The following is a 24,046-nucleotide window of genomic DNA, read 5'->3' as shown; positions in this document are numbered from 1 at the left end:
GGGAGGCATAGCAATGAAATTGGCAATTTTGCTGGAAAGTCATCAAATGATGTCTTTTTTGGAAGCAAAGCAAGAAATGAAAGAAGTGGAAATCAATTTAGCAATCATCGATCGACTATCAGATCCTGTATTTAGAAAAGAATATCTTACTTATTTGGCTGAACAAGCAGATTTAATTTTTTTGATTCCATCTACGCACGGCGTTTGGGAAGAAGTTTCAATGCAGTTAAAAATAATCGGACAGAATAAGCCAATGTTGTCGACATCACATCGCCCGGAATTTTCTATTTTTACTACAGTGAATGAAAAATTCCCAACGATAGTACAAGCTTACTTAACGATTGGCGGCAAAGAAAACGTAAAAAATGCATTGTATTTTTTATTAAAGGAAATATTGGGAGCTAAAGTGCAAGTAAATGCACCGCAAGCAGTTGCTTGGCAAGGCATTTATGTTCCGCAAAAAGCGATTGTGCTAGAAAATTTAGAAGAATATTTAACGAATCCTGTTCTTTATCAGGAAGAAAGAAAAACGATTGGAATTTTATTTAGCCGAAGTATGTGGCTAAATCATGATACTGGGATTGTAGATGCATTAATAAAAGAAATTCACGCGAATGGCTATAATGCTTTGCCGGTGTTTAGCGTTGATCGTCATGATCCTAAAAATGGGCGGCAAGATAATATTGCCATCATTGAAAATTACTTTATGAAAAATAAGCGCCCGGTGATTGATGTATGCATTGATTTACAAGTATTGTTTCTGATTTCTCGTAATCGCAAAGAAAAAATTGAAGAACATCCCGGCTATACGCTGTTACAAGAGCTGAATGTACCGATTTTTAAAGGTGTGATTATGAATAGCCAGACAGAAGGGGAATGGCGAAAAAATCCGTTTGGAATACCAACGACATCTATTGTGACTTCGATTACCATGCCAGAATGTAGCGGTGTAATTGAGCCCATCGTCATTGGCGCTTTAAAAGAGACTACACAGGCGGATGGGGATGAAATTCCATCACATGTGCCTATACTGGAACGCATTCAGTTTTTGTGTCGGAGAATTAAAAAGTGGATGGTGCTTCGCGGAAAAAATAATGGAGAAAAGAAAATCGTTTTTATCTTACATAATAGTGTTTGTCATGGTGTGGAACTCACTGTCGGAGCGGCAACCGGATTAAATGCATTGGAAAGTTTAGTCCGGTTGATGAAAAAAATGAAATTGGCTGGGTATCAGGTAGGCTCCATTCCTGATTCAGGAGAAAAATTGATTGAACTGATTATGGACCGTAAAGCAATCTCAGATTTTCGCTGGACGCCGGTAGAAGAGATTGTGAAAAAGGGTGGCGTATGGAAAAGTATCAGCGTTGATGAGTATCTTAGTTGGTTTAATCATTTCCCGAAATCAGTCCAGAAAGAGATGACGGAAACATGGGGAAATCCTCCGGGTGAAGAGCAGGAGGAAGTTCCGCCAGCGATGGTATATGATCAGAAGATTTTAGTTACAGGTGTTCAATTTGGCAATGTTTTAGTGTGTGTACAGCCAAAGCGTGGCTGTGCGGGGGCGAGATGTGATGGAAAGGTCTGCAAGATTTTACATAATCCACTTTGTCCACCAACGCATCAATATGTAGCAACGTATCGTTGTTTTGAAGAAATGTGGGGAGCTGACGCAGTTGTTCATGTAGGAACGCATGGAAGCTTGGAGTTCTTACCGGGAAAATCAATTGGTTTAACAGAAAGTTGTTATCCTGAACTTACTTTGGGAACGATGCCCAATTTTTATCTTTATAATACAGACAACCCTGCGGAGGGGGCAATTGCAAAGCGCAAAAGTTATGCAACGTTAATTGGACATATGCAAGTGATGATGCAAAATGTTGCGCCCTATGGTGCGATGGAAAAATTAGCGGTGTTACTTAATGCGTATGCACGATTAAATCATGAGCAAAAATGCCGAGCTGATACGCTCAGACAAAAGATTCTTTCCCTTGCAATTGCTGAAAAATATCTGGCAGAAGAGAAAAATGAAAAAGATGAAGAGCAGACAATCTGCCACTTGCATCAAAAAATAGTGCGATTAAAACATCGCATGTGTCCAAAAGGAATGCATACCTTAGGCAAGATGCCGGAAGGCAAAGAAAAAATGGAGTACATACGAATGGTATTGGCTTACGATGGCGGGGCAGAAGGTAATCTAAGTAGGCTTATTGCTGAAATTATAGGCTTAGATTACGATGAATTGTTAGAAAAACCATACAGTTATAGTCAAGCTTTTGCTAAGACCTATGACGAACTGCTCGACGCAATTGCAGAATATGAAAAAGAATTTATTGCTATGTTCATCATAGGCAATGAACATAGCGAATTAGTGGCGCGGTTTATTCTTGGGGAGCAAATAAAATCTTATGAAAAAATTTCAAAATTAGATTGCTGGCAACAGCGAATTAAAAAAATGTCTTTGGACATAGATGCATCTGATGAAATTCAGGGCATTTTGCAGGGATTAACGGGTGGGTATTTACCAACGGGGCCAGCAGGCCTTATTATTCGTGGGCGCAGTAATGTTTTACCGACGGGAAGAAATTTCTATAGTGTAGATCCTACGGGGATTCCAACGAAGGCAGCCTGGAAAATAGGTCAAAACTTAGCCGAAGAATTAATTCTGCGTTATCAAAAAGAATCCGGAAGATATCCGGAAAATTGTGCGATTGTTTTATGGGCTTCGGATTGCATGTGGTCAGATGGGGAAGTCGTTGCGCAAATTCTCGCATTGCTTGGCGTTGTGCCAAAGTGGAATGAAAGTGGGAAAATTCAAGGCTTTACGGTGCAAGCAATTGATGAGCTAAAACGTCCGCGCATTGATGTTACGCTTAGAATCAGTGGGGTATTACGGGATGCTTATCCCAATATTCCCGAATATCTCAATGAAGTGATTCAGACTGTTGCACGACTACCGGAACCTATACATGAAAATTTTGTAAGAAAGCATACCTTAGAAAATTTAGCAGAAGATACGCCAGAGAGTTGGGAAATTGCAGCGACGAGAATTTTTGGCGGGCAGGAAAATACCTATGGAACGGGGATTAACCTTGCAATTTTAGCTTCAGCTTGGCAAAATGAGCAAGATTTAGCAGATGTTTTTTTAACATGGAGCGCTCATCTCTATGGAAGCAATGGTAGTGCAAAAACTTCCTTACAACAATTAAAAAACCAGCTGGCAACCGTTGACCTTATCTATAATAAATCGTCGAATGATGCACATGATTTATTAGGTTCGGCTTCACATTTTAGCTATATGGGCGGTCTTGCAACGACAGCAAAGCTCTTGCAAAAAAATCGTGAAATCAAAATGTATTATGGCGATACGCGCAATGAGCGAAAAGTAAGAATTGCTAGTTTAGATGAAGAAATCGCCGAAACAGTGCAGACGAGGTTATTCAATCCTCAATGGATGGAAGGCATGAAAGAGAATGGTTATAAGGGTGCTGGGGAAATCGCGAAACGCATTGCCAATGTTTATGGATGGGATGCAACAAGTGGAGCAGTAGGGGATTGGATATTTGATGCGATTGCCCAAACTTACATTATGGATAAAGATATGCAGGCGTGGTTTAAAGAGCATAATCCATGGGCAATGGAAGATATCAATCGTCGTATGCTTGAAGCTGTGCAGAGAAATTTATGGAAGCCTGAAAACGAGGTTTTAGAAGCGTTGAAAAAATCACATTTAGAAGTAGAAGGCTGGATGGAAGAGTCCGTTGGTGAAATTGATGGGGATTTTCAAGGCAGTGCAGTGAATCTTTATACACCAGAGGATGTTCCGGCGTGGAAAGCTAGGTTATTAAAGTAGATGCAGACAAAGTGGATTTGTGACGAAATAATAATATTTCTAGTTAGGTAAGAAAGGCGGAGAATGAAAATAAAAGGGAAAAACATAATTTTATGTATAGCTGTCGTTTTAGCTTTGCTCTTTTCTCAGGGGAGTAGCTTTGCGGCAAATCAAGCAACCAACTTACAAGTGGACCTTCCATATTCTCTGGGCATCGCAAAACAGACGGTTATGCCGGAAGAAATATTTATGATGAGGACGACGGTATTTCATCCACAAATGAATCGGGAACGCGTGACTGTTCAGATTGAGGTTCCGCAAGGAATTGAGTTTGTAGATGCCAATGAAATATGGACGCACGAAGAAAGGCATCAGGAGCAAATTTATCAAAAGGAAGTGGAGTTTTCTGAAGGGTATGGAAACTGGTTTGATTTTTTGCGATTTCAAGCGCAGGCAGAGGGCGAGTATTCTTTTACGATAAAAGTTATTTCTGAAGAAAAAACTTTCGAGGTAAAGAAAGTTTTAACGGTAAGAAATAATTTAGCCATCACAGCGGGGGACTTGAAAATCAGTAGAATTATTGTACCCTTTGACGAAGAGGGAAAATATGATGACCGTATGGATCAAGCAACTCTATTGCTTCGTGATACTACCTTAGATTATTATAAAAATTTATTTACTGGAAAAGGTGCAACAAATACGGCAGCAGAACGCGTACATCCAGTGACGAATATGCTAATTTCCTTTGATAATCCAGCCCAGCAGCAGAAATTGCTGCTCTTAAGGGCTCATTTACTTGATAAGAAAACAGGTGAGCGGATTCCTGGGTTAATCAGCCCCCAAAGTACTGCCGATGAAGATAATATGGAACTTAATGAAGAATACGATAAAATTCATGGATTATCGGCGTTTGTTGCATTAGATGGGGAAAAAGAACAAAAATTGAGAATGCCTGTTTATGTAGACGAAGACGAGATTAAAAGTGGCGAAGTGATATTAAAAGTAGAAGGATATGACGGGGAGAATAAAATTGTTGAATACGCAATGCCAATTCAAATTATTCATCGGGATGAAACAGCTGCGTGGATTACGTCAGTTATGTTTATTTTCGTTCTTCTTCTTTTGCCATTTATCATATCAAAAAAACGATTAAAGCAAATGAAGAGCCGTTGGTTAATTACAGCTGCTTTATTCGGTGCTACTGCTTTTGCGGTAGTCAGCTTGCCGACGACGTTTATTAGTGACTTTTTTCATATTATTTTAGGCCCATTTAGTTTCTTGATTACTGGAATGTTTAGCGGAATTTTAATGTATATGCTACTTTGTAGTTTAGTAATATTGATTCCTTATATGGGGATTGTTTCCTTGATGCTGTTTGTAAAGATGTTAATTAATATGATTATTTTTGGTCATATTTCACCGATTTCGATATTGCTTGTTGGTGTACAGGCAGTATTATTAGAAGGCTTTCTCTATGGAATGGGAATTACAAAAAAAACGACGGGCGAAAGAGCAAATCCTTCCGCTGAAAAGCGGATTGTGTGTTCACTCTTTTTGGCTTGCGGAATAGCCGATGCAATCTCAACTTATGTGAATTTGCAAGCCATGGCGTTCTTATATAGATTGTATTACGCTCAATGGTACATTTTCTTGTGCACGTTTATTAGTGGTTTCTTCTATTCTGGAATTGGAGCAGTTTGTGGATTTTACTTAGGAAAAGAGTTAAAAAAGGTAGGTGGTGATTGATGCAAGGAATTGTTGAGGTAAAAAATGTTTCCTTTACCTATGGAAATAAAATAGTGCCTACAGTATGCAAGCTTAATTTTTCAATTCATAAGGGCGACTTTATCTTAATTACAGGGCAATCAGGTTGTGGGAAAAGTACAATTTTAAAAATGCTCAATGGTCTAATTCCCCATGAAAGTGGTGGTAGCTTTAGCGGTGATATCTATATTGATGGGAAAAATACCCGTGATTTTTCTATTGCCGATTTGAGCTCGATGATTGGGTTAGTTTTTCAGAGTCCAGAGGATCAAATTTTCTCGGCGACGATTTTTGATGAAGTTGCATTTGTTTTAGAAAATATGGGGTTAGAAACGGAGCAAATTAAGCTGCGTGTGCAAGAGGTATTGCGGGAGGTTGGTCTATCAGGCAAGGAAAAGGATAGCATTCATGCATTATCTGGCGGACAGAAACAACGTCTGGCTGTGGCATCAGTTTTAGCGGCAAAACCAAGAGTTTTAGCACTAGATGAACCGATTAGTCAGCTTGATCCGGTGAATGCAGAAAACTTATTACAGGTACTTACAAAATTAAATAAAGAACATGGAATCACGATTATCTTAATTGAACATAGGCTGCATGAAGTGATTCGAGTTTGCAATCGCATGTTGATTATGGAAACTGGGAAAATTGTTTGGGATGGTTCGATGAAGGAAGCACTAGAAAATCCGCAAATATTTAGCGGACACGGGCTAAGATTACCACAAACAATAGATCTGTGTTCTCAGTTAGGAATTGCAATACATAAAGATTATATTGCAGATGCAGTAAAGGGAATTTTGAAAAAATATCCTGAAATAAATACGCGTAAAAAAGAAATGAACATAACGGATTCTTTAAAGAAAAAAGTATTAATCACAGTAGAAAATCTTGGATTTGGCTATGAAAATCAGCCGAAGACAATTTTGAATGATTTTAATTTAACGGTATATCGCGGTGAGATTATTGCACTGATGGGAACCAATGGGGCGGGGAAATCTACTTTGCTTCAGTTGATTGCGGGAATTTTTACACCGCAAGCAGGTAGAATTTCCATTGATGAAGTAAAAGGCTCGCCGATTGGCACAGTGGGAATGGTTATGCAAAATCCAGATTTAATGTTATTTAATCCAACGGTTAAGCAGGAAATTTTTTATGCAGCAGAGCAGTTTGGTAAAAATGATGAAGTAAATCAAAACTATTGTGAAAGTTTGTGCAGTGCCTTGGCTTTAAATGAAGTTGTGGAAGAATTCCCCTTAGCACTTAGTCGTGGACAAAGACTTAGAGTAGCGATTGCCAGTATCCTAGGATTTAAGCCTGCAATTGTTCTCCTTGATGAGCCAACAACTGGGCAGGACATTTCTCGGATTGAAGATATTTTAGAATCAATTCATCATTATGCGAATGAAGGGGGAACTGTAATTTTTTGCACGCATGATACAGAAATTGCCGCGCGTTTTGCCGAAAGAATTGTTGTAATGACAGAAGGAAAGATTGTTGCGGATGGAAAACCGGAAGATGTTTTTAGCAATGCAGATATTTTGGCTGCAAGTGGGCTGAAACAGCCGCCAATTATTGCAATGAGCCAGCAGCTTGGAATTGGGAAGATAACCTCTGTAGAGGAGGTGGTTTTACATGTTCAACAAACAAGTCTTAGAAGTTACAGCAAAAAACACGCCGTTTCATAGACTGGATGCACGCACAAAATTGTTATTTGCAGCAGCCGTTAGTATGGGTGTTTTACTTATTGACAGTCCGCTGACTTTGTATTTTATCTTTCTCTTTGTATTATTCATGCACTTTATCGCAAAATCATCATTTTCAAAATGGCTGGTATTAATGCTGATTATTTTGATTGGTGTATGGGGCTCTGTTGTAAGTCAGGCAATGTTTTATAATCAATTGCCGCGCACACCGATTCTTTGCTTATTAGCAATGGATGAAAGCCGTTTGATGATGAGTGATGGAGTCTATTTATATCGAGAGGGAATTCAATATGGAGCGTTGCAAGCCTTGCGGGCGGCGACAATGGTAAGTGCAGGGATGTTACTTTGTTGGACAACAGATCAAAGGGATTTATTAAAAGGCTTTATCTACTGGAAAATGCCTTATGAATTAGCGTTTATGAGCATTACAAGCTTAAGATTTTTGCCAGATATCGTAACGGAAACAATGACTGTCATGACAGCACAGAAATTAAGAGGGGCGAAACCATTTCGGTCTTTAAAAATCAATCGTTTAATTCATACGTTATATCAGATTTTATATCCGATTTTAGCGCGAACGATTAAACGGGCGGGAACGTTAGCTCTTTCCGTAGAGTCAAGAGGTTTTGGCAGAAGCTTGCGTGTACAAACATTAAAACTTTGGGCTGGTAAAGAAAAAATTTGTGCAGCAGGAATTGGAATATTGATTTGCATTCTTTTCGGTGTCAAGCTTATCTATTGGCTGCAATTTAATGGGGTTTTGTATTTATCTTCATTTCGTCCAGTTTATGATTTAGTGAAAATATGGTTATGAGGCAGGAGCAATGAATAATTTAAAAAAATGGCGTAATGTGTTTATTATCGGACTTTTTGTTTTTACTTTCATTATGATTGGAATGCATCTTTATTTTGAAAATCTACATAAAATCTTTTCTTCTGATGAAAAAACATTATCCATGCAAGATCGTTGGGAACATAAATGTGAGTCGGTTGTAGATATAGATTTAGGTGAAGTTGAAATTAGGGGCTTTAATCATATGGGAAGTATTAAGGCCCATATGGAGTTTTCAACGGATGAAAAAAGATTGGCGATTGGGACGGATAGTGGAGAAATTCTTCTTTTACAAACGGAGGATGGGAAAATTCTTTGGCGCAAGCAAGTGGGTATTGGGAAAATTACAGCATTGACTTTTTCGCCTGACGGGAAATATGTTTATGTCGGAGAAACGAGTCCGGAGGGGCGGATAGTTTGTTTAGACAGTAAGTCTGGCCAGGCGATTTGGGATTATAAAACAGTCGAAGATATTGGCGTAGATTTAAAACATAGTAGTTTGCCGGGAACGGTAAAAATCATTTGTGATCAAGAAAAAAATGTGTATTTCTTGAGTAAACGCTATGAAAATGACAAAAAGGGAAAAATCGTTTATCGGGCAAAGATTTTTTGCTTTGGTGAGCAGGGCGATAAAAAATGGGCAATGCCAAATGCAAGTACCCTAGATGCATGGGTAGATTGGATTAGCGTGGATGAAAAAATGAATACCTTAGTATTTGGTACGGCAAATGTTTCAGGAATTCAGTATGAATTTGCTGATTCGCTATATTATGTAAATGCTAAGACAGGAGAAATAAAAAATAGCGTGCAGATTGCAGGAATCATTCCTTATGAAAAAACTGCAATGCGTGGCAGTCCGAATATTAGTGCAGATGGAAATTTTGTGTCGGCAATGGCGAGCGATGGAAGAGCTTTTCTCTACGATGAAAAGGGTAATTTGCTATGGGAACGCGCTTTGAGTGAACCGAAAAAGTTTGGTGCTGTTTATTTAAACGCAGTAGGAAGAGATGCTTTTGTCATTAAGGATTATGTAGTTTTCTCTACACTTAATACCTATAACAGTGCAAACTGGCAATTACCAACTCCGGTAGAACATCCGGGTAGTAATAGTGTTTATGTGTTTAATAAAACCGGTGAGTTCCTTTATCGCTGGCAAGCTGGCGGTGCAGTAGAAGACTTAGCTTTTGCTTATCCCTATGCTGCAATTGCAGTAGGAAAAAATACAAAAACAAAAAATGTAGAAGTTCATGGATTAAGAATATTAAATTTAGAAACTGGTGAAGTTGAAGCACAAATTCCAACTAAAGGACCAAATATTGCAGCGGCTATTAGTAAAAATGGCACATATGTTGCAGCTGTTGAAGTGCCGCTAAAAAAGAATGATGGTACGATTGTTGGAACCTACACTTTGCATTTATTACGAAATAAAAATTAAATAAAATGGAATAGGTACCATAGCGGTTTAATAGGGAAGTTGGTTAAAAGCCAACGCGGTCCCGCCACTGTATTAGGGAGTGAACTCAATAAATGTCACTGGAAGAAATTCTGGGAAGACTGAGCAAGCGATGAACTAGAGCCAGGAGAACTGCCTATTTGACAATCACCGTTGACCCACGAGTGATGGGGAGGGGATAGTAGAAAATGATTCTATTCAAAAGATGCATTAGTTTTTATTGTATTAAAGCTAATTTAGTAGTGTTTTTATGAATATAATTTGCTATGAAAAACCTTCTCTATATAAATAAAGAGAAGGTTTTTTCTATAGATATTCATTTTAGGAGATGATGGAGTAGCGACATTTTAGGGTAATTATTGTAACAGGGAAAGAAGAGGAGAGAAAGATAATGAATTTATTAAATCAAAAGAAAAAGAATCATTTAAAGAAAATTATAGCGATAGGATTATCTACGTTAGCTGTATCTTCACTGGGATATGCGAGTGGAGTTGAAGATGAGTATGAACTTGATACTGTCGTTGTTACTGCACAAAGATATGAAAAGAAAGATATTGATGTTGCAGCGTCAACTGATGTATATACGGCAGAGGACTTACATCGCACAGGGGCACGTAATGTGCAGCAGGCATTATCTATGGCGACAGGATTGGTTTATGAAGCAAAAGGGCCAGGTGGAGTTACCAATAGTACGATGACAAGTAAAATTATTATTCGTGGGGTAGAAAAAGGGACGCTGGTATTGATTAATGGAACACCACTTAATTTACGCGGTTTATATAATTTGGAAGATATTCCACTTGAAAGTATTGAGAGAATTGAAGTAGTAAAAGGCGGTGGATCTGTTTTATATGGTAGTGAAGCTACTGGCGGAGTTATTAATATTATTACAAAGAAATCTAAGCAAAATATAAGTAGAACTACTATTTCTACAGGATTTGGGAATTATGGACAAGAGAATTACAACTTAAATGTGCAAGAAAATAAAGTTGGCTTTAGTTATACTTATGATAAGTGGGGCGAAGTAAATGGTGTAAGTCAAACGCAAGATACAAGAAATAGAACAATGGAAACAAATTGTAATAATTCTGAAAAGAATAATTTTACGTTAAATTATTCTTTTGATGATAAATGGGACATGGTATACATGCATGATGAAGCTTTAAATCGTCGTTCTACCTCCTTTGCTGATGGATGGGAGGATTTAAGTGGAACGGATCAAATTCAAAGACGTCATAAATTCACGAAAGATTTTTTGCAATTTAATTATAAATCTGATGACGTAACGGGGAATGTTTTCTATAATGCAAATTCACTTGATAGTACGGCATACACCTTTTATACGACGGCAGGAAAGAAAAATAAAGTGCCAACACTTTCTACAAATACTTTAGAAAAAAATCGAACATCTGGCTTTGATGTTCAAAAAGTATGGGAACAAGAAAATGGAAAAATTCTTTTTGGGACAACATATCAAAATGAGGTATATAAACCAAATTTGCGTAGTTCTGCAGATCAGAATCGGTCACGAAATAATTTTTCTGTCTATGGACAATGGGAAACGGAATTAAATGACAGTGATACTTTTACGTTGAGTGGTAGGGAAAGCTGGACGACCGGTGCTGATGAAGATAAAAATTTTAATAACTTTAGCGCACAGGGACAATTTTTACATAAGATAAATGAAGATGAAAGCATTTATGCAAGCATTGGACAATCCTTTGTTATGCCTACATTTGGTCAGATGTATTCTAAAGAGGGTAGTATTGTTATTGGTAATGCGGATTTAAGACCACAAACAGGTATGCATTATGAACTTGGCTGGAAGAAAAATCACGAAGATCATAAATGGCGAGTTGCACTTTTTAATTATACAATCAAAGATAATATCAGCTCTAGCGCACAAAAAGTTGGTAGTGAAACCTGGTATTATTATATGAATGAAGATTTAAGAAATACAGGGATTGAATTAAGTGCAGAAGTCAAAGAAAATAATGGTTGGTCTTATAATTATGGCGTAGTATATAACAATCCAGAGTCAAAATTTTCTACAGATAAACCGGGGGCGAAAACTTATTGGGATAGAAACTATGGCAGATGGCAATTAAATGGTGGTGTTACGTATCAAAAAGAGCAATGGACAGCGAGCTTAATGATGAATTATCTTGCCGATCGTGTGATTACACCAAGCAGTGAACATTCTTATAAAGTAAAACCATATTTATTGGCAAATCTTAATGTGGATTATCAAATAGATGATGAAAGTACTCTTTCTTTAAGTGTTGAAAACTTGTTTAATCGTAAAGATATTATCAGCCATGCAAGTGAAACGTTTGCAACGCCTGCAAATTATATGCTTAAGTATAAACGGACTTTTTAATCTATTATAAATTATTCGAATTTAAGTTGGATTTCAGCGGCAAGTGAAGACTTCCGCTGAAATCATTTCATTTGGAAAGATGAAAAAGAAGGTGAATGAGATGCAGCAGACCTTTTTAAAATTAAAGCAACGACCTTGGTTGGTTTTAATCATTTTTATTTTGCTAGTCAGTAGCATTTTTATTATAAAAAATTTATTTATGCAAAAAAAAATGAACCGAGAGATGACGAAGCCTGTGGTAGCTGTAGAAACAGTAGAGCGGCGTGATATGTCAAAACGGATAAGCTTTTATGGCGAGACGGTTGCCAATATTCAGGTGGATATTGCACCTAAATATTCTGGGAGAATCAAAGCTGTTTATGTTTCTTTAGGGCAAAGAGTCGAAGCTGGTGAACTTTTAATTTTACAAGATAATGAAGACGTGGCTATTTCCATTGATGAAAACAAAGCACAGATTCGTCAAGCACAAGCAGAGCTTACTGAAGAGAAATCTTTTTACCAAGCATCCTATGACAGAGTGTATGCGGATTATCAGCGAAGCAAAATTGATTATGAACGCTATCAAACCTTATATGAAACAGGTGCGATCTCCAAGCAAAACTTAGATGAAAAAGAGCAAGCAATGGTAAATTGTAAAGCGGCTTTAGCTACATTAGAAAATCAATGGATGGATAGTGAAGTTCCAGCTGTTGTTGAGGCAAAGATGGCATCATTAAATAAGCTGAACCAAAGACATAAAGCATTAACAAAGGAAAAAGAAGATTTATATTTGCGAGCTCCCTGTAGCGGAATTATTGGATTTCGTAATGCAGAAATAGGTGCATTTGCACAGGGTGGGCAACGATTACTATCCGTAATCAACAATGATAAATTTTATGTGGATTGTGAATTAGCAGAAGGGGATATTGCAGCTGTGCGGACTGGAATGCAGATTAGCATGCATGTAGACGCGATACAGAGGGATTATCTCGGAACGATCATTTATGTTAGTCCGGCAGTTGATAAAGAAAAGAAAACTTATACAATGCGCATTGAGCTAGACAAAACAGATGAGATTTTGAAATCGGGAATGTTTGTAAGTAGTGAGCTTGAAATTATTCAGCGCACAAATACCTTATTTGTTCCGAAAGAAAGTTTAGTTGAAAAAAATGGCCAGCAGTATCTATATGTTGTGAATGAAAAAGATGAAGTTCGGGAACGGAAAGTTACGATTGGTTTTCGTAACGATGAAAGCGTAGAAATTTGTAGCGGTTTACAGGCAGGTGAGAGTGTTGTTGTTACAAATTTAGCAAGAATGAAGGATAAAATTAAAGTCCAAAGAGAAGAAAATGGGCAAAAGCGGGATGGTGAATAATGAATATCACGAAATTTTCGATTCAACGTCCGATTGGAATTTGTATGGTGGTTGCCTTTTTTGTTGTCTTAGGACTGTATAGTTATTGGCGTATTGGTGTTGAACTTTTACCAGAAATTAACACACCCTATGTATCTATCAATGTAAAATATGCAGGTGCAAGTGCAGAGTCAGTAGAACAAGAAGTAATTAAGCCGTTAGAAGATGCACTTTCATCAGTTTCAGGTGTTAAACGGATGACTTCGACTGCGAATGCGGAAAAAGCGTCGATTTTATTAGAAATGGAGCTATCGACAAATGCAGATTATGCAGCGATTGATGCTTCTAAAAAAGTAAATGCAATTCGGCAAAAGCTGCCGGATGATATTGATGAACCTGTTGTCTCCAAATGGGATATGAATACGTCCCCTATTTTGGAAATTGCCGTATTAGCTCCGACGTCGTTAGGTGAAATTTATACAAAAACGGAGAATACTTTTGTTGATCGAATTCAGCAAGTCGATGGTGTAGCAGGCGTTGAATTAAATGGTGGAAGAGATAGAGAAATTGCTGTAGAAATAAATAAAGATAAATTGGCCTTTTATCGGCTGAGTTTAGAGCAAGTTACAAATTTACTTAAAAGTGAAAATAAATTGTTGCCAGCCGGAACGATTTATACAGATGTGCAGCAGAGTGATGTACGTTTATTGGCACAATATCAATCAAAAGAAGAAATTACTCGCTTGAAACTTAAAAACTTGGATGGCATAGAAATTCCACTTACTGCTTTTGCGACAATAAAAGAGCAGGATGCCAGAGTGGCGCGTTATGCGAGAGTAAATGGCGAAGATGCCGTTACCCTGACTATTTACAAAAATAGTGATGCCAATGTCGTAGCTACGGCAGATGGTGTATTAGAAAAAATAAAAGATATAGAATTGGATTATCCACAATATCGCTTTGTTACAGTTGTAAATTCAGGGAAATATGTAAAGGAATCGTTACATAATACTTTAGGTACATTATTTGAGGGATTACTGACGACGAGTCTGGTTCTTTATTTCTTTTTGCGTGGTTGGCGTTCGATGGTTGCGGTTATGATTGCAATTCCTACGTCGTTAATTTCTACTTTTTTTATGATGTATATTGCAGGCTTTACCTTTAATATGATGTCTTTAATGGGAATGGCATTGTGTATAGGGATCTTAGTCGATGATTCCATTGTCGTTTTGGAAAATATTCATCGCCATATGATGATGGGAAAAAAGGCGGAGGTTGCAGCTGAAGAAGGGCGAACTGAAATTGGTATGGCAGCGGTTGCGATTACGTTATGTGATATTGTTGTTTTTATGCCAATTGCTTTTATGTCGGGATTTACAGGACGTTTCTTTTGTCAATTTGGGATGACGATTGTTTTTGCAACACTTTTTTCACTTTTTGTATCGTTTACGCTGACGCCGATGCTGAGTGCAAAGTTTTTTTCAAAGGGGTTAAAAACGCCCAAGGGAAAAATTTGGACAAAAATTGATGCTGTAGAGAAAAAAGCAGCAGAACGATATGAAGCAATTTTAACGCATTGTTTAGCCAAGCCAAAAAAAATATTGGGATCAATGCTCTTGCTCTTTATTTTGACGGTATCGTTTGTTCCATTAGGTTGGATTGGAATGGAATACATGCCGAAAACCGATGAAGGAAGTTTTACGGTTAGTGTTCAAATGCCGGTAGGTCAAACGATTGATCAAACGGATGCGGTCATCAGAGAGCTAGAGGAGTATGTAAAAGAGATTCCGGAGGTTTCTTACTATTTATCAGGTGTTGGACGCCATTTTAGCAATAGTGGATCCATCTCAGTTACGCTTTGTGACCGAAGCGAACGATCCCGTGATATTTGGGAAATTACTGAAGCTGTTCGTAAGTTTGCAAAGAAAAATATTCTTACCGCGCAATCTGTACGCGTAAATGAAACGCAATCTTCTGTAGCTGGTGTTTCTGGCGGAGGCGGCTTAGGCATGGGGAAAAAACCGGTGAAATCAGCACTGGAATTAGAGTTAAAAGGAACGGACAATGAAGCTTTGGTCGCTGCTTCTTATGATATACAAGATTTACTTAAACAGGTAGAAGGGGTAAAGGATATCAGTTCTTCTTATAGTGAAGGGATGCCGGAAGTGCAGCTTGAAATCAATCGCGATAAATTGAATTTTTATCATATTACGGTTAACGATATAACAAATGCCTTTTCCGCTGCGATTGCCGGTAAAAAAGCTGGCGATTTTGTCAATAATCCTTTCAATGATGGACAGGATACGAGTATCAAAGTTCGTTTTGCAGGCAGTGATGGATATAAAGTATCTGATATAGCAAAAATTCCGATTACAGCAAACAATCGTATCGTTTTTCTCGGTGATGTTGTTAATATAAAAGAAGGCGTTGGACCGGTAACGATACGTAGAGTGGACAGAGAACGGTCAATCAATATCCAAGCTAATTTGACGGATCGTCCATTGGTTGAAGCTATACAGGAAGTAAAGGCGCTATTAGATAAAAAAGATTTGGGAAATCAAGTGCATTATCGTTTCACGGGACAAGCTGACAGTATAAATGAAGCTTTCATTGAAATTTTACAAGCATTAGGTTTGGCACTGATTTTAGTGTATATGATTTTAGCATTTCTTTATGAATCTTTGCTTACACCATTTATTCGCATGTTTTCTTTACCTTTGGGAATGATTGGTTCACTCTTATTTTTGTTGATGATGAATCAAACCATTAATATTTATTCCCTAATCGGTATCTTGGTTATGGATGGGCTTGTTGCAAAAAATGGAACGTTGCTTTTAGATTATGCGATTACGTTGCAACAAAATGGTAAGAATGCTTATGAAGCAATTATCGAAGCTGGGAAAATCAGAATGAAGCCGATTTTTATGACGACGCTTACCATGGTTGTCGGGATGTTGCCTACGGCATTAGCGATGACGGAAGGTTCAGAAACGAGAGTAAGTATGGCTTGGGTAATCATTGGCGGATTATTGTCTTCGACGATTTTCACCTTGATTGTTATCCCGATTATCTTTGTGTTTTTTGATCGATATCCAGTGAGTGCGTGGTTCAATTATGTAAGAAAAGAATTTGGTAAAGCGAAAAAATGTTAATTATTTTTGACAAGGATTTGCGAAATAGTGTAAAATGGCTGAATATTGGTTTTACCTATTAAGTTTGCAGATAATAGAGAAAGGTAGTTAAAGATGATAAAAACGCTTGATTTAGGGAAAAAATTTGGTGAACGCGTTGCAATACATAAATTGAATTTATCTATTGGAAAAGGGGAAGTTTTTGGTTTATTAGGACCGAATGGCGCCGGAAAAACAACGTTTATTCGCATGGTAACGATGTTAGCTATGCCGACGAGTGGAAAAATTTTAATTAATGGATTGGATACAACTCAAAATGAGCAGGCGATAAAACAATTTATTGGGATTGTACCGCAACATTTTAATCTTGATCCTGATTTAACGATTCAAGAAAATTTAGATTTGCATGGCAGATTGCATCATATGCAAAAAAATGCACGTGAGCAAAGAAGTGCGGATTTATTAGAATACGTTGAGTTAAGTGATCGAAAAAATGATTATATAAAGACATTATCTGGCGGGATGAAAAGGCGTTTGATGATTGCACGGGCGTTGATGCATCAACCGAAGGTACTTCTTTTAGATGAACCTACCGTAGGTCTTGATCCGCAAGTGAGACGTAGATTATGGGATTTGATTCGCCGTATGCATCATGACGATATTACGGTTATCGTTACGACGCATTACATCGAAGAAGCTGAAAATCTATGTAATCGAGTAGCGATTATGGAAAAGGGAAAATTAATTGCGCTGGATAAGCCAGCTTCGCTTTGCCAAACGATTGGTTCGTATGTAGTGGAATGGGAAGAAGCTTTTGAACGCACCTATAAATTTTTTAATTCGCGGGAAGAAGCAGCTGCTTTTGCAGGGGGCTTAACGGAGACAGCAGTTATTCGAAAGTCCAATTTAGAAGATGTGTTTGTAGAACTTACAGGAAGGAAGGTAAGCGGTTGATGTTATATGATATTGTGACTGTATTTTGGCGCGAATGGGTAGTATTAAGAAGGCGTTTAGGAAAATTTATTCTTTCACGCATGATTGCACCTATGCTTTATTTAGTTGCTTTTGGCTGGGGGCTGGGGAGAAGTATTCAAGTTGCACAAGGGGCGAGCTATTTAGATTTTCTTGTGCCTGGGATATTGGCATTAAACTCTATGAATATCAGTTTTAATGGCGTAGGCGCGCCGCTCCATACGAGCCGTGTTTTTCATAAAAGTTTAGAAGAATATCTTGTTGCGCCAATTCGGCCAATTGCTTTTGTTATTGGGAAAGTACTTTCAGGAGTAGTACGCGGACTTATTTCTTCCGTAATTATTATTGCTTTAGCCTATCTTTTTGGTGCGCATTTTCAGATTACAGGGATGTTCCTTGCTGTACTTACCCTCAATTGTATTATTTTTTCAGCCCTTGGTTTTGTTGCGGCAATGCTCATTGATTCACACGAAGATATGGGAAGTTTCAATACGTATGTATTGCTGCCAATGTCATTTTTATGTGGAACTTTTTTTGCAACGGATAAGCTGCCGGAAGCGATTCATTACTTCTTAATGCTATTACCGCTTACACATACAAGTTCAGCATTGCGTAGTTTAGCAATGCAAGGACAAGTGTCGGAAACCTCGATTCTTGTATTGTTTTTGTATATGATTGTTTTATTAGGAATTGGAATATGGACAATTTATAGAATACGAAAATAATGATTCAGTAAGGAAAATATAGAAGTTAAAATAATGGATTTTTGCTATGTGTTGTATTTTAATGTAAGTAGGAAAAGCTGTTTATTATAGAACTTTTTTGATGTATAAGAGTTATTGAAGTTGGTAAATTTCGTTGTATATTATTTACAAATACATACTTACAAAATATTGATTTAAAGTATAATTAAGGTGTATAATGAACTTGTTTGGAAAAAAGTTAAATATTTAAAAGCATAATAAAGGAAAATGTGTTTTTAAATACAGTTTATTACTTAATTCAAGGAGGAATTGTAAGTATGATTAATGCAACACAGGAAGTTATGCAAAACAGTTATGGTGGGCTAAATATTAATGGAGAAAAAAACAATCGCATACCGGGGGAGAATCAAATTCTAATAGTATAACTGATTATTCAGAAAGTGCTAAAGTTGCTACTAGATATGAAACTGTGAATCCTATTACTACAGAAGAAATCAATGATTCAGTTAATGTATCGTTGAGTAGTGAAGCTAAAAATTTGCAAAATGCAACAATGATTAATGCAAGATACTCGCCAAGTTATACTATGCAACAGGTTATTCATAATTCATACGATCTTATAAGAGGAATGTATATTCAAGTTAGTGATTTTGTTTCTAAATATGATCAACGTACTGGAAATGATAAATATAATACTTCTAGTGACTTAAAAACTGAACGTGATGATTTGTGGTATGGAACTAATTCACAGTGGTATACTTCAGCTGAATGGGATCAGTTTGGAATGATTGTTAATGGAAAGAAAGTTATTACAGGTGGAAATGATTCCATAAATAAGACGATGACTGAGTTTTTTAATGACCCTGCTGATTTATATACAAAAAATAGTGCACAAAAGTATAAAGGATTGCTCGAAAGAGTTTTAAATTGCATTTCTGCGTATAAATAAATATATGGAGATGAAAAAATGATTATTCAAGATAATAGTAGTCTTAAAAGCGGAGAAAGTGGTTTAAAATTAGTAAATTGTAATGTCATACATAAGATAAAAAGGTCAAATAAGGAAAATCCAGCTGTAATTATGGATATTAGTGAAAAGGCTAAAAAATTAAATGATAGTCAAAAGAATATAGGAAATGCGACTGAAAAATTAAATGCTATGGATGAAAATGAAAAAGTTCGTAAAGAAAAACTAGAAAAAATAAACTCATTAAAAAAAGAATTAGAAAACGAGGATTTAACAGATGCGGATCGAAAATGTATAGAAGATGATATAGAAAAATTAACGCAAGAAACAAAAACTAATAGAGATCGAATTAATGATTTAAAAAGTGAAATGTATAAAATGCAAGAAGAAAGACCGTCTTGTAGCGTAGTGGGATATGTTAAATTAATTGATGATTTAGAACAGAAAGAAAAAGAACATCAAAAAAATAAGATGGATTTAATGAGCGTTTCTAGGCAGGAAAAAGCAGATGCATATGTAGCTGAAATGAAGGAGGCTGATAAAACAAAATATGAAGTTGAAAACCAAATATCGGGTGTCCAAAATATAGCAATAATAAATGAAGAGTCTGAAAATATGATGGGAAAAATTCTAACATCAATGAATAATGAGGCGGAAAATAGTGATTCATCTACTATTAAAAATGTAAATAAAGAAAAAGAAAGACAAAGTATAGATTTTAAGGATAATTTAGAAAAAGAGGACTAAAGGTACTGAAGCCTCTCGATTGATTATCTGGTTGTAGTTAGAGAAAAACTATTAATGAAACAGTTTTCTTCTATGTCAGGGGTAGCTTGGAATTTAATGATGCATTATGTTCAAAGATGAAAAAAATAATGTCATAAGCCATTAGCTGTGACATTATTTTTTTCATCTTTACAAGAACATATGTTCTATCTTATAATAAAAAAAGAAGGAGTGGTTGCTTTGGACGTTTTTGAAAAGTTGAAAATATTATCGGATGCGGCAAAATATGATGCGTCTTGTACTTCAAGCGGTGTTAATCGAAAGGCGGGGCGAGGACAAATTGGCAGTGCGGCTGCTTGTGGAATTTGTCACAGTTTTTCTGGTGATGGACGGTGTATATCATTACTTAAAGTATTGATGACAAATGCCTGCATTTACAACTGTCAATATTGTATCAATCGGCGAAGCAATGACGTAGCAAGGGCAACTTTTACTCCGCGGGAATTGGCTGATTTAACGATTCAGTTTTATCGGCGGAATTATATTGAAGGTTTATTTTTAAGTTCTGGAATATTAAAAAATCCCGATTATACGTGTGAACGCTTGATTGAGACGCTTAAAATTTTGCGAAAAGAATATCGATTTTCTGGTTATATTCATGCCAAAGCAATTCCTGGTGCGGATGAAATTTTGTTAGCAGAGCTAGGATTGCTAGCAGATCGTGTCAGTGTAAATATTGAAATGCCGTCGCAAGCTAGTCTAGCCTTGATGGCGCCGGATAAAACGAAGCAATCGATTTTAAAGCCGATGGGGTATATTGCAGGACGACTCAATGAGCATAAACGAGAACTGGTAAAATATCGGCATGTGCCGCAGTTTGTACCGGCGGGGCAAAGCACACAAATGGTAATTGGCGCAACGAAAGATACCGATTGGAAGATTGTCCAATTAACAGAGAATTTATATAAATCGTATCAATTAAAACGAGTATATTTTTCTGCTTATCGAGCGGTAAATGATAACGGGCTTCTTCCTACGGTGGAGCGTCAGCCACCGCTTTGGCGAGAACATCGTTTGTATCAGGCAGATTGGTTATTGCGTTTTTATGGATTTTCAGCAAAAGAATTATTAACGGTTGAGCAGCCGAACTTTAATCCATATCTTGATCCGAAAAGTCATTGGGCATTGCAGCATTTCGATCATTTTCCTGTGGATATCAATCGTGCGTCGATTGATGATTTAATCAGAGTTCCTGGAATTGGCGTAGTAAGTGCGAAGCGAATTATTATCGCACGTAAGACGACGGCAATTACCTTTGAGGGATTAAAAAAACTCGGAGTTTTGCTGAAACGAGCAAAGTATTTTATTTCGTATAAAGGGAAAAAAGCGGAAGAGGTGAAGATTTCTCCTCAGCTGATGATGAAATCTTTAGTTTCTACAAAAGTATTACAGCAGTACCGTCAACAATTTCCTTTGCAAGGAGATCGAGTGCAGTTGTCCTTGTTTGAATCGTTACCAGTTTTACCGAGTGGATTTGAAGGGGCGGGCTTACTCCTATGATTTATAGTTATGACGGTAGCTATGATGGACTTTTATGTTGTGTATTTAAAAGCTATCAGGAAAAAGAAATCCCGGAAGATATAATTTTAGCCGATGCATCCTGTATCCCTTTATTGCCAATGACTTATGTAGAAACTGAAATGGAGAAGGCAAAACGTGTTGAAAAATCCATTCCGGCAAAGTTAGGCAACGCGGCAAATGAGTTCATCAGGCAAGCATTTCTTACTTGTTTGCCACACAAAGAACGCTATATTTTGTTGTTTCTTCGCTTGGGATATCGTTATGGTGCCAGTGTGATGAAGATGTTAACAAATGAGATTGTCCATACGCTATTTAAAGCAGTTCGGCATCTGGAGAGAGAAAGCCATTTATTTAAAGGTTTTATTCGTTTTTCAGTTTATGGAAATGTTTTAGTTAGTGAAATTGAACCGAAAAATTTTGTTTTGCCCATGTTAGCGAATCACTTCTGTGAACGTTATCCAGAAGAAAAATTTTTGATTTATGATAAAGTTCATAAAATGGGATTGATTTATGAACCTTATGAAGTAGAAATTATTCCGATTGAGAGATTGGATTTACCTAAAATTGATGAGCTGGAAGAAAAAATGCGTGAGTTGTGGAAACTGTTTTTTAAAACGATTGAAATTGAAGGGCGGCATAATCTGCGGTGTCAGATGACAATGATGCCCAAACGGTATTGGAACTCAATGACAGAGTTTAAATAAAAAATAACCCCATGTATTCAAGGTTAACTTTTAACCTTGAATACATGGGGTTTATTCGCGTATAGGGAAGGTTGTTATGGTCTAAGTCCAGAACCTCCTTGGACAGAAATTGTTTCGCCGCTGATATAACTGGCGGCAGAACTAGCAAGAAATACACAGGTTCTTCCAATATCCTCTTGAGGATCACCAAATCTTTTCATCGGGATATTTTTAATGTTTTTATTATAGGCTTCAGGGAATTCTTCCTTCCATTTTGCCAGTTGTTCAGTCATGGCTAAAGGACAAACGACATTTACGTTAATTCCATATTCGCCCCATTCATTCGCTGCAACGCGTGATAATGCACGAATACCTTCTTTGGCTGCCGCATAAGAGGTTTGTCCAGGGCTTCCATGCATTCCGGCACCAGAGGCCATATTGATAATAGCTCCTTTTGTCTCTTTTAAATATGGAAATGCATATTTCATATAAAAAAAAGTTGCATAAAGTCCAGAATAAATAGCTAAATCAAAATCTTCTTTACTGTGATCGACAAAGCTTAAGCCGGACTTTGAAGCTTGGGCGTTATTAACGAGGACATGAAGGGAACCAAATTCTTGAATTGTTTTATCAATGGTAGTTTTTACTGCAGTTTCATCACTGCCATCAGCCTTTGCTGTGAATACTTTGACATTGTATTTTTGTATAAGGTTTTTTTGTGCAGTTTCCAAAGTATCTTGGATAATATCTGTTAATACAAGATTTGCTCCTTCGGCGGCAAATGCACTTGCAATACCAAACCCAAGGCCACGTGCACCACCTGTAATTAATACTGTTTTATTCGTAAACTCAGACATAGATAGCCTCCTAAATATAGCAAATGTAAATTTTTATTTTATATTAGTATGGTCTATATAAGAAGAGTTTATGAATTTTAAAATGAACAAAGCTATTATAATCTGAATAAAAATGCAAATTTTAAAATTATTTTTCAGGCTCTATGCCGAGACGTTTTAACATATCTTTTGCAGTTTGAATAATTTGTTTTTGATTTTTTGGTACTTGTTTGAGTAGAGTTTGATAAGTAATGATTGCATCGTCGGGTTGATTTAATCTTTGTTGACAAACTGCTTTGATTAAATAAGAGCCTCCATGTTCCGGATTCAAAGTAATAACAACAGAAGAATCGTCTATTGCATTTTGATATTCTTTAAGATAATAAGAACAAACTGCACGTTTGAAATAAGCTTCAAGATATGTACTTCTTGTTTCTAAAGTATGGCTGTAATCTTCTTTTGCTAGCTCATAATTCTTAAGTTCTAAATTCGCTTCAGCGCGTTTAAAGTAAGCATCTGTATAATTCTCATTGATTGCCAGAGCCTTTGTATAAGCGTCAATTGCTTTTTCAAACTCAGCAATTTCAAACAGTTTTTCACCTTTTTCAAACCAATAAAGATCCAATTGGTTTTCTCCCATATGTAATCCTGAATTTAAAAGTGCATCCTTATCAGCTTCATAATTTGCTTGTTTAGCTAAAACATTTGGAATGATTAAAATTTGCATTAATAAAAAAAGTAAACTACATAATAAAAATTTTTTCATTTTTTTCGCTTCTTTCTTAAAAAAATAAAAATCTTCTACATGCATAGAAGATTTAATAAAAAGGTATAAAAACCTGACAATCTGTCAGGACTTTATACAAAAATAATGTATTAAAATCCCCTCCCTATCTCTCGTAGGTAAAATACGGTGATTGATAAATAGGCAGTTCTCCTGGCTCTAGTTCATTGCGTATCCAAACCTTCCCAAAGCTAAGCTTCAGTGGCATTCTATGGATTTGCTCCCTAATACAGTGGCGGGACCGCATCGGCATTGTACCGATTTCCCTATTAAGCCCTTTCGGGCACCTATTCCAAGGCAATATAATTTTCCAACACTAATCATAGCACGTTAGGTAAAATTTTGTCAAACAATAAGGCGATAATTTG

At 36.8% G+C, this 24,046-nt stretch carries 16 protein-coding genes and 2 riboswitches; of the genes, 14 read left to right on the top strand and 2 right to left on the bottom strand.

What is annotated here, in order from left to right; genetic code table 11:
• Positions 1-13 precede the first annotated feature (13 nt).
• From P3F81_RS07800 to P3F81_RS07735, 14 genes are all read left to right on the top strand, one after another.
• A complete protein-coding gene (locus P3F81_RS07800; protein WP_147669860.1) occupies positions 14-3,850 on the top strand; it encodes a cobaltochelatase subunit CobN in 3,837 nt (1,278 codons plus the stop codon).
• Between the two features lie 63 nt (positions 3,851-3,913).
• Positions 3,914-5,575 (top strand): hypothetical protein, encoded by a 1,662-nt coding sequence (locus P3F81_RS07795; protein WP_147669861.1) that lies wholly within the window; start codon positions 3,914-3,916, stop codon positions 5,573-5,575.
• Complete coding sequence (locus P3F81_RS07790) at positions 5,575-7,278, top strand: ABC transporter ATP-binding protein (RefSeq protein WP_147669862.1); 1,704 nt, start codon at positions 5,575-5,577, stop codon at positions 7,276-7,278. The genes P3F81_RS07795 and P3F81_RS07790 overlap by 1 nt, the downstream gene beginning before the upstream one ends.
• Positions 7,226-8,110 (top strand): energy-coupling factor transporter transmembrane component T family protein, encoded by an 885-nt coding sequence (locus P3F81_RS07785; RefSeq protein ID WP_147669863.1) that lies wholly within the window; start codon positions 7,226-7,228, stop codon positions 8,108-8,110. Before P3F81_RS07790 ends, P3F81_RS07785 begins: the two co-directional genes overlap by 53 nt.
• 10 nt (positions 8,111-8,120) lie before the next feature.
• The gene (locus tag P3F81_RS07780) at positions 8,121-9,563 is read left to right on the top strand and encodes an outer membrane protein assembly factor BamB family protein (protein WP_147669864.1); all 1,443 of its coding nucleotides are present in this window, start codon (positions 8,121-8,123) and stop codon (positions 9,561-9,563) included.
• Positions 9,559-9,735: riboswitch (cobalamin riboswitch) on the top strand. It overlaps the preceding gene by 5 nt.
• Positions 9,736-9,972: 237 nt before the next feature.
• The gene (locus tag P3F81_RS07775) at positions 9,973-11,961 is read left to right on the top strand and encodes a TonB-dependent receptor plug domain-containing protein (RefSeq protein WP_147669865.1); all 1,989 of its coding nucleotides are present in this window, start codon (positions 9,973-9,975) and stop codon (positions 11,959-11,961) included.
• A gap of 100 nt (positions 11,962-12,061) precedes the next feature.
• Positions 12,062-13,315, top strand: coding sequence for an efflux RND transporter periplasmic adaptor subunit (locus P3F81_RS07770; protein ID WP_309320256.1), 1,254 nt, complete (start codon positions 12,062-12,064; stop codon positions 13,313-13,315).
• Positions 13,315-16,446 carry an efflux RND transporter permease subunit gene (locus P3F81_RS07765; protein WP_147669867.1) on the top strand — a complete coding sequence of 1,044 codons (3,132 nt, stop codon included), beginning with the start codon at positions 13,315-13,317 and terminating at the stop codon, positions 16,444-16,446. Before P3F81_RS07770 ends, P3F81_RS07765 begins: the two co-directional genes overlap by 1 nt.
• A gap of 93 nt (positions 16,447-16,539) precedes the next feature.
• Positions 16,540-17,379, top strand: a complete 840-nt coding sequence (locus P3F81_RS07760; protein ID WP_147669868.1) for an ABC transporter ATP-binding protein — start codon at positions 16,540-16,542, stop codon at positions 17,377-17,379.
• Positions 17,379-18,122 (top strand): ABC transporter permease, encoded by a 744-nt coding sequence (locus tag P3F81_RS07755; RefSeq protein ID WP_147669968.1) that lies wholly within the window; start codon positions 17,379-17,381, stop codon positions 18,120-18,122. The genes P3F81_RS07760 and P3F81_RS07755 overlap by 1 nt, the downstream gene beginning before the upstream one ends.
• Before the next feature lie 448 nt (positions 18,123-18,570).
• Positions 18,571-19,050, top strand: coding sequence for a hypothetical protein (locus P3F81_RS07750; RefSeq protein ID WP_147669869.1), 480 nt, complete (start codon positions 18,571-18,573; stop codon positions 19,048-19,050).
• A gap of 18 nt (positions 19,051-19,068) precedes the next feature.
• Positions 19,069-19,815, top strand: coding sequence for a Sec1 family protein (locus P3F81_RS07745; RefSeq protein ID WP_147669870.1), 747 nt, complete (start codon positions 19,069-19,071; stop codon positions 19,813-19,815).
• Positions 19,816-20,034: 219 nt separating this feature from the next.
• Positions 20,035-21,354, top strand: coding sequence for a putative DNA modification/repair radical SAM protein (locus P3F81_RS07740; protein WP_147669871.1), 1,320 nt, complete (start codon positions 20,035-20,037; stop codon positions 21,352-21,354).
• Entirely contained in the window at positions 21,351-22,079 is a 729-nt protein-coding gene (locus P3F81_RS07735) for a TIGR03915 family putative DNA repair protein (protein WP_147669872.1), read from the top strand. Before P3F81_RS07740 ends, P3F81_RS07735 begins: the two co-directional genes overlap by 4 nt.
• Before the next feature lie 74 nt (positions 22,080-22,153).
• Here P3F81_RS07735 and P3F81_RS07730 read toward each other — a convergent pair whose 3' ends face one another.
• Positions 22,154-22,915, bottom strand: coding sequence for an SDR family NAD(P)-dependent oxidoreductase (locus tag P3F81_RS07730; protein ID WP_147669873.1), 762 nt, complete (start codon positions 22,913-22,915; stop codon positions 22,154-22,156).
• Positions 22,916-23,042: 127 nt separating this feature from the next.
• On the bottom strand, positions 23,043-23,660 hold the full coding sequence (locus P3F81_RS07725) for a tetratricopeptide repeat protein (protein ID WP_309320253.1): 618 nt from the start codon (positions 23,658-23,660) through the stop codon (positions 23,043-23,045).
• Positions 23,661-23,804: 144 nt separating this feature from the next.
• A riboswitch (cobalamin riboswitch) is annotated at positions 23,805-23,984 on the bottom strand.
• Between the last annotated feature and the right edge of the window lie 62 nt (positions 23,985-24,046).

The sequence above is a fragment of the Selenobaculum gibii genome, from assembly GCF_030273445.1.
GTDB classification, from domain to species: domain Bacteria; phylum Bacillota; class Negativicutes; order ICN-92133; family ICN-92133; genus Selenobaculum; species Selenobaculum gibii.
Note: the sequence above shows the minus strand (reverse complement) of the source record. Positions and strands in the feature narration are given on the sequence as shown.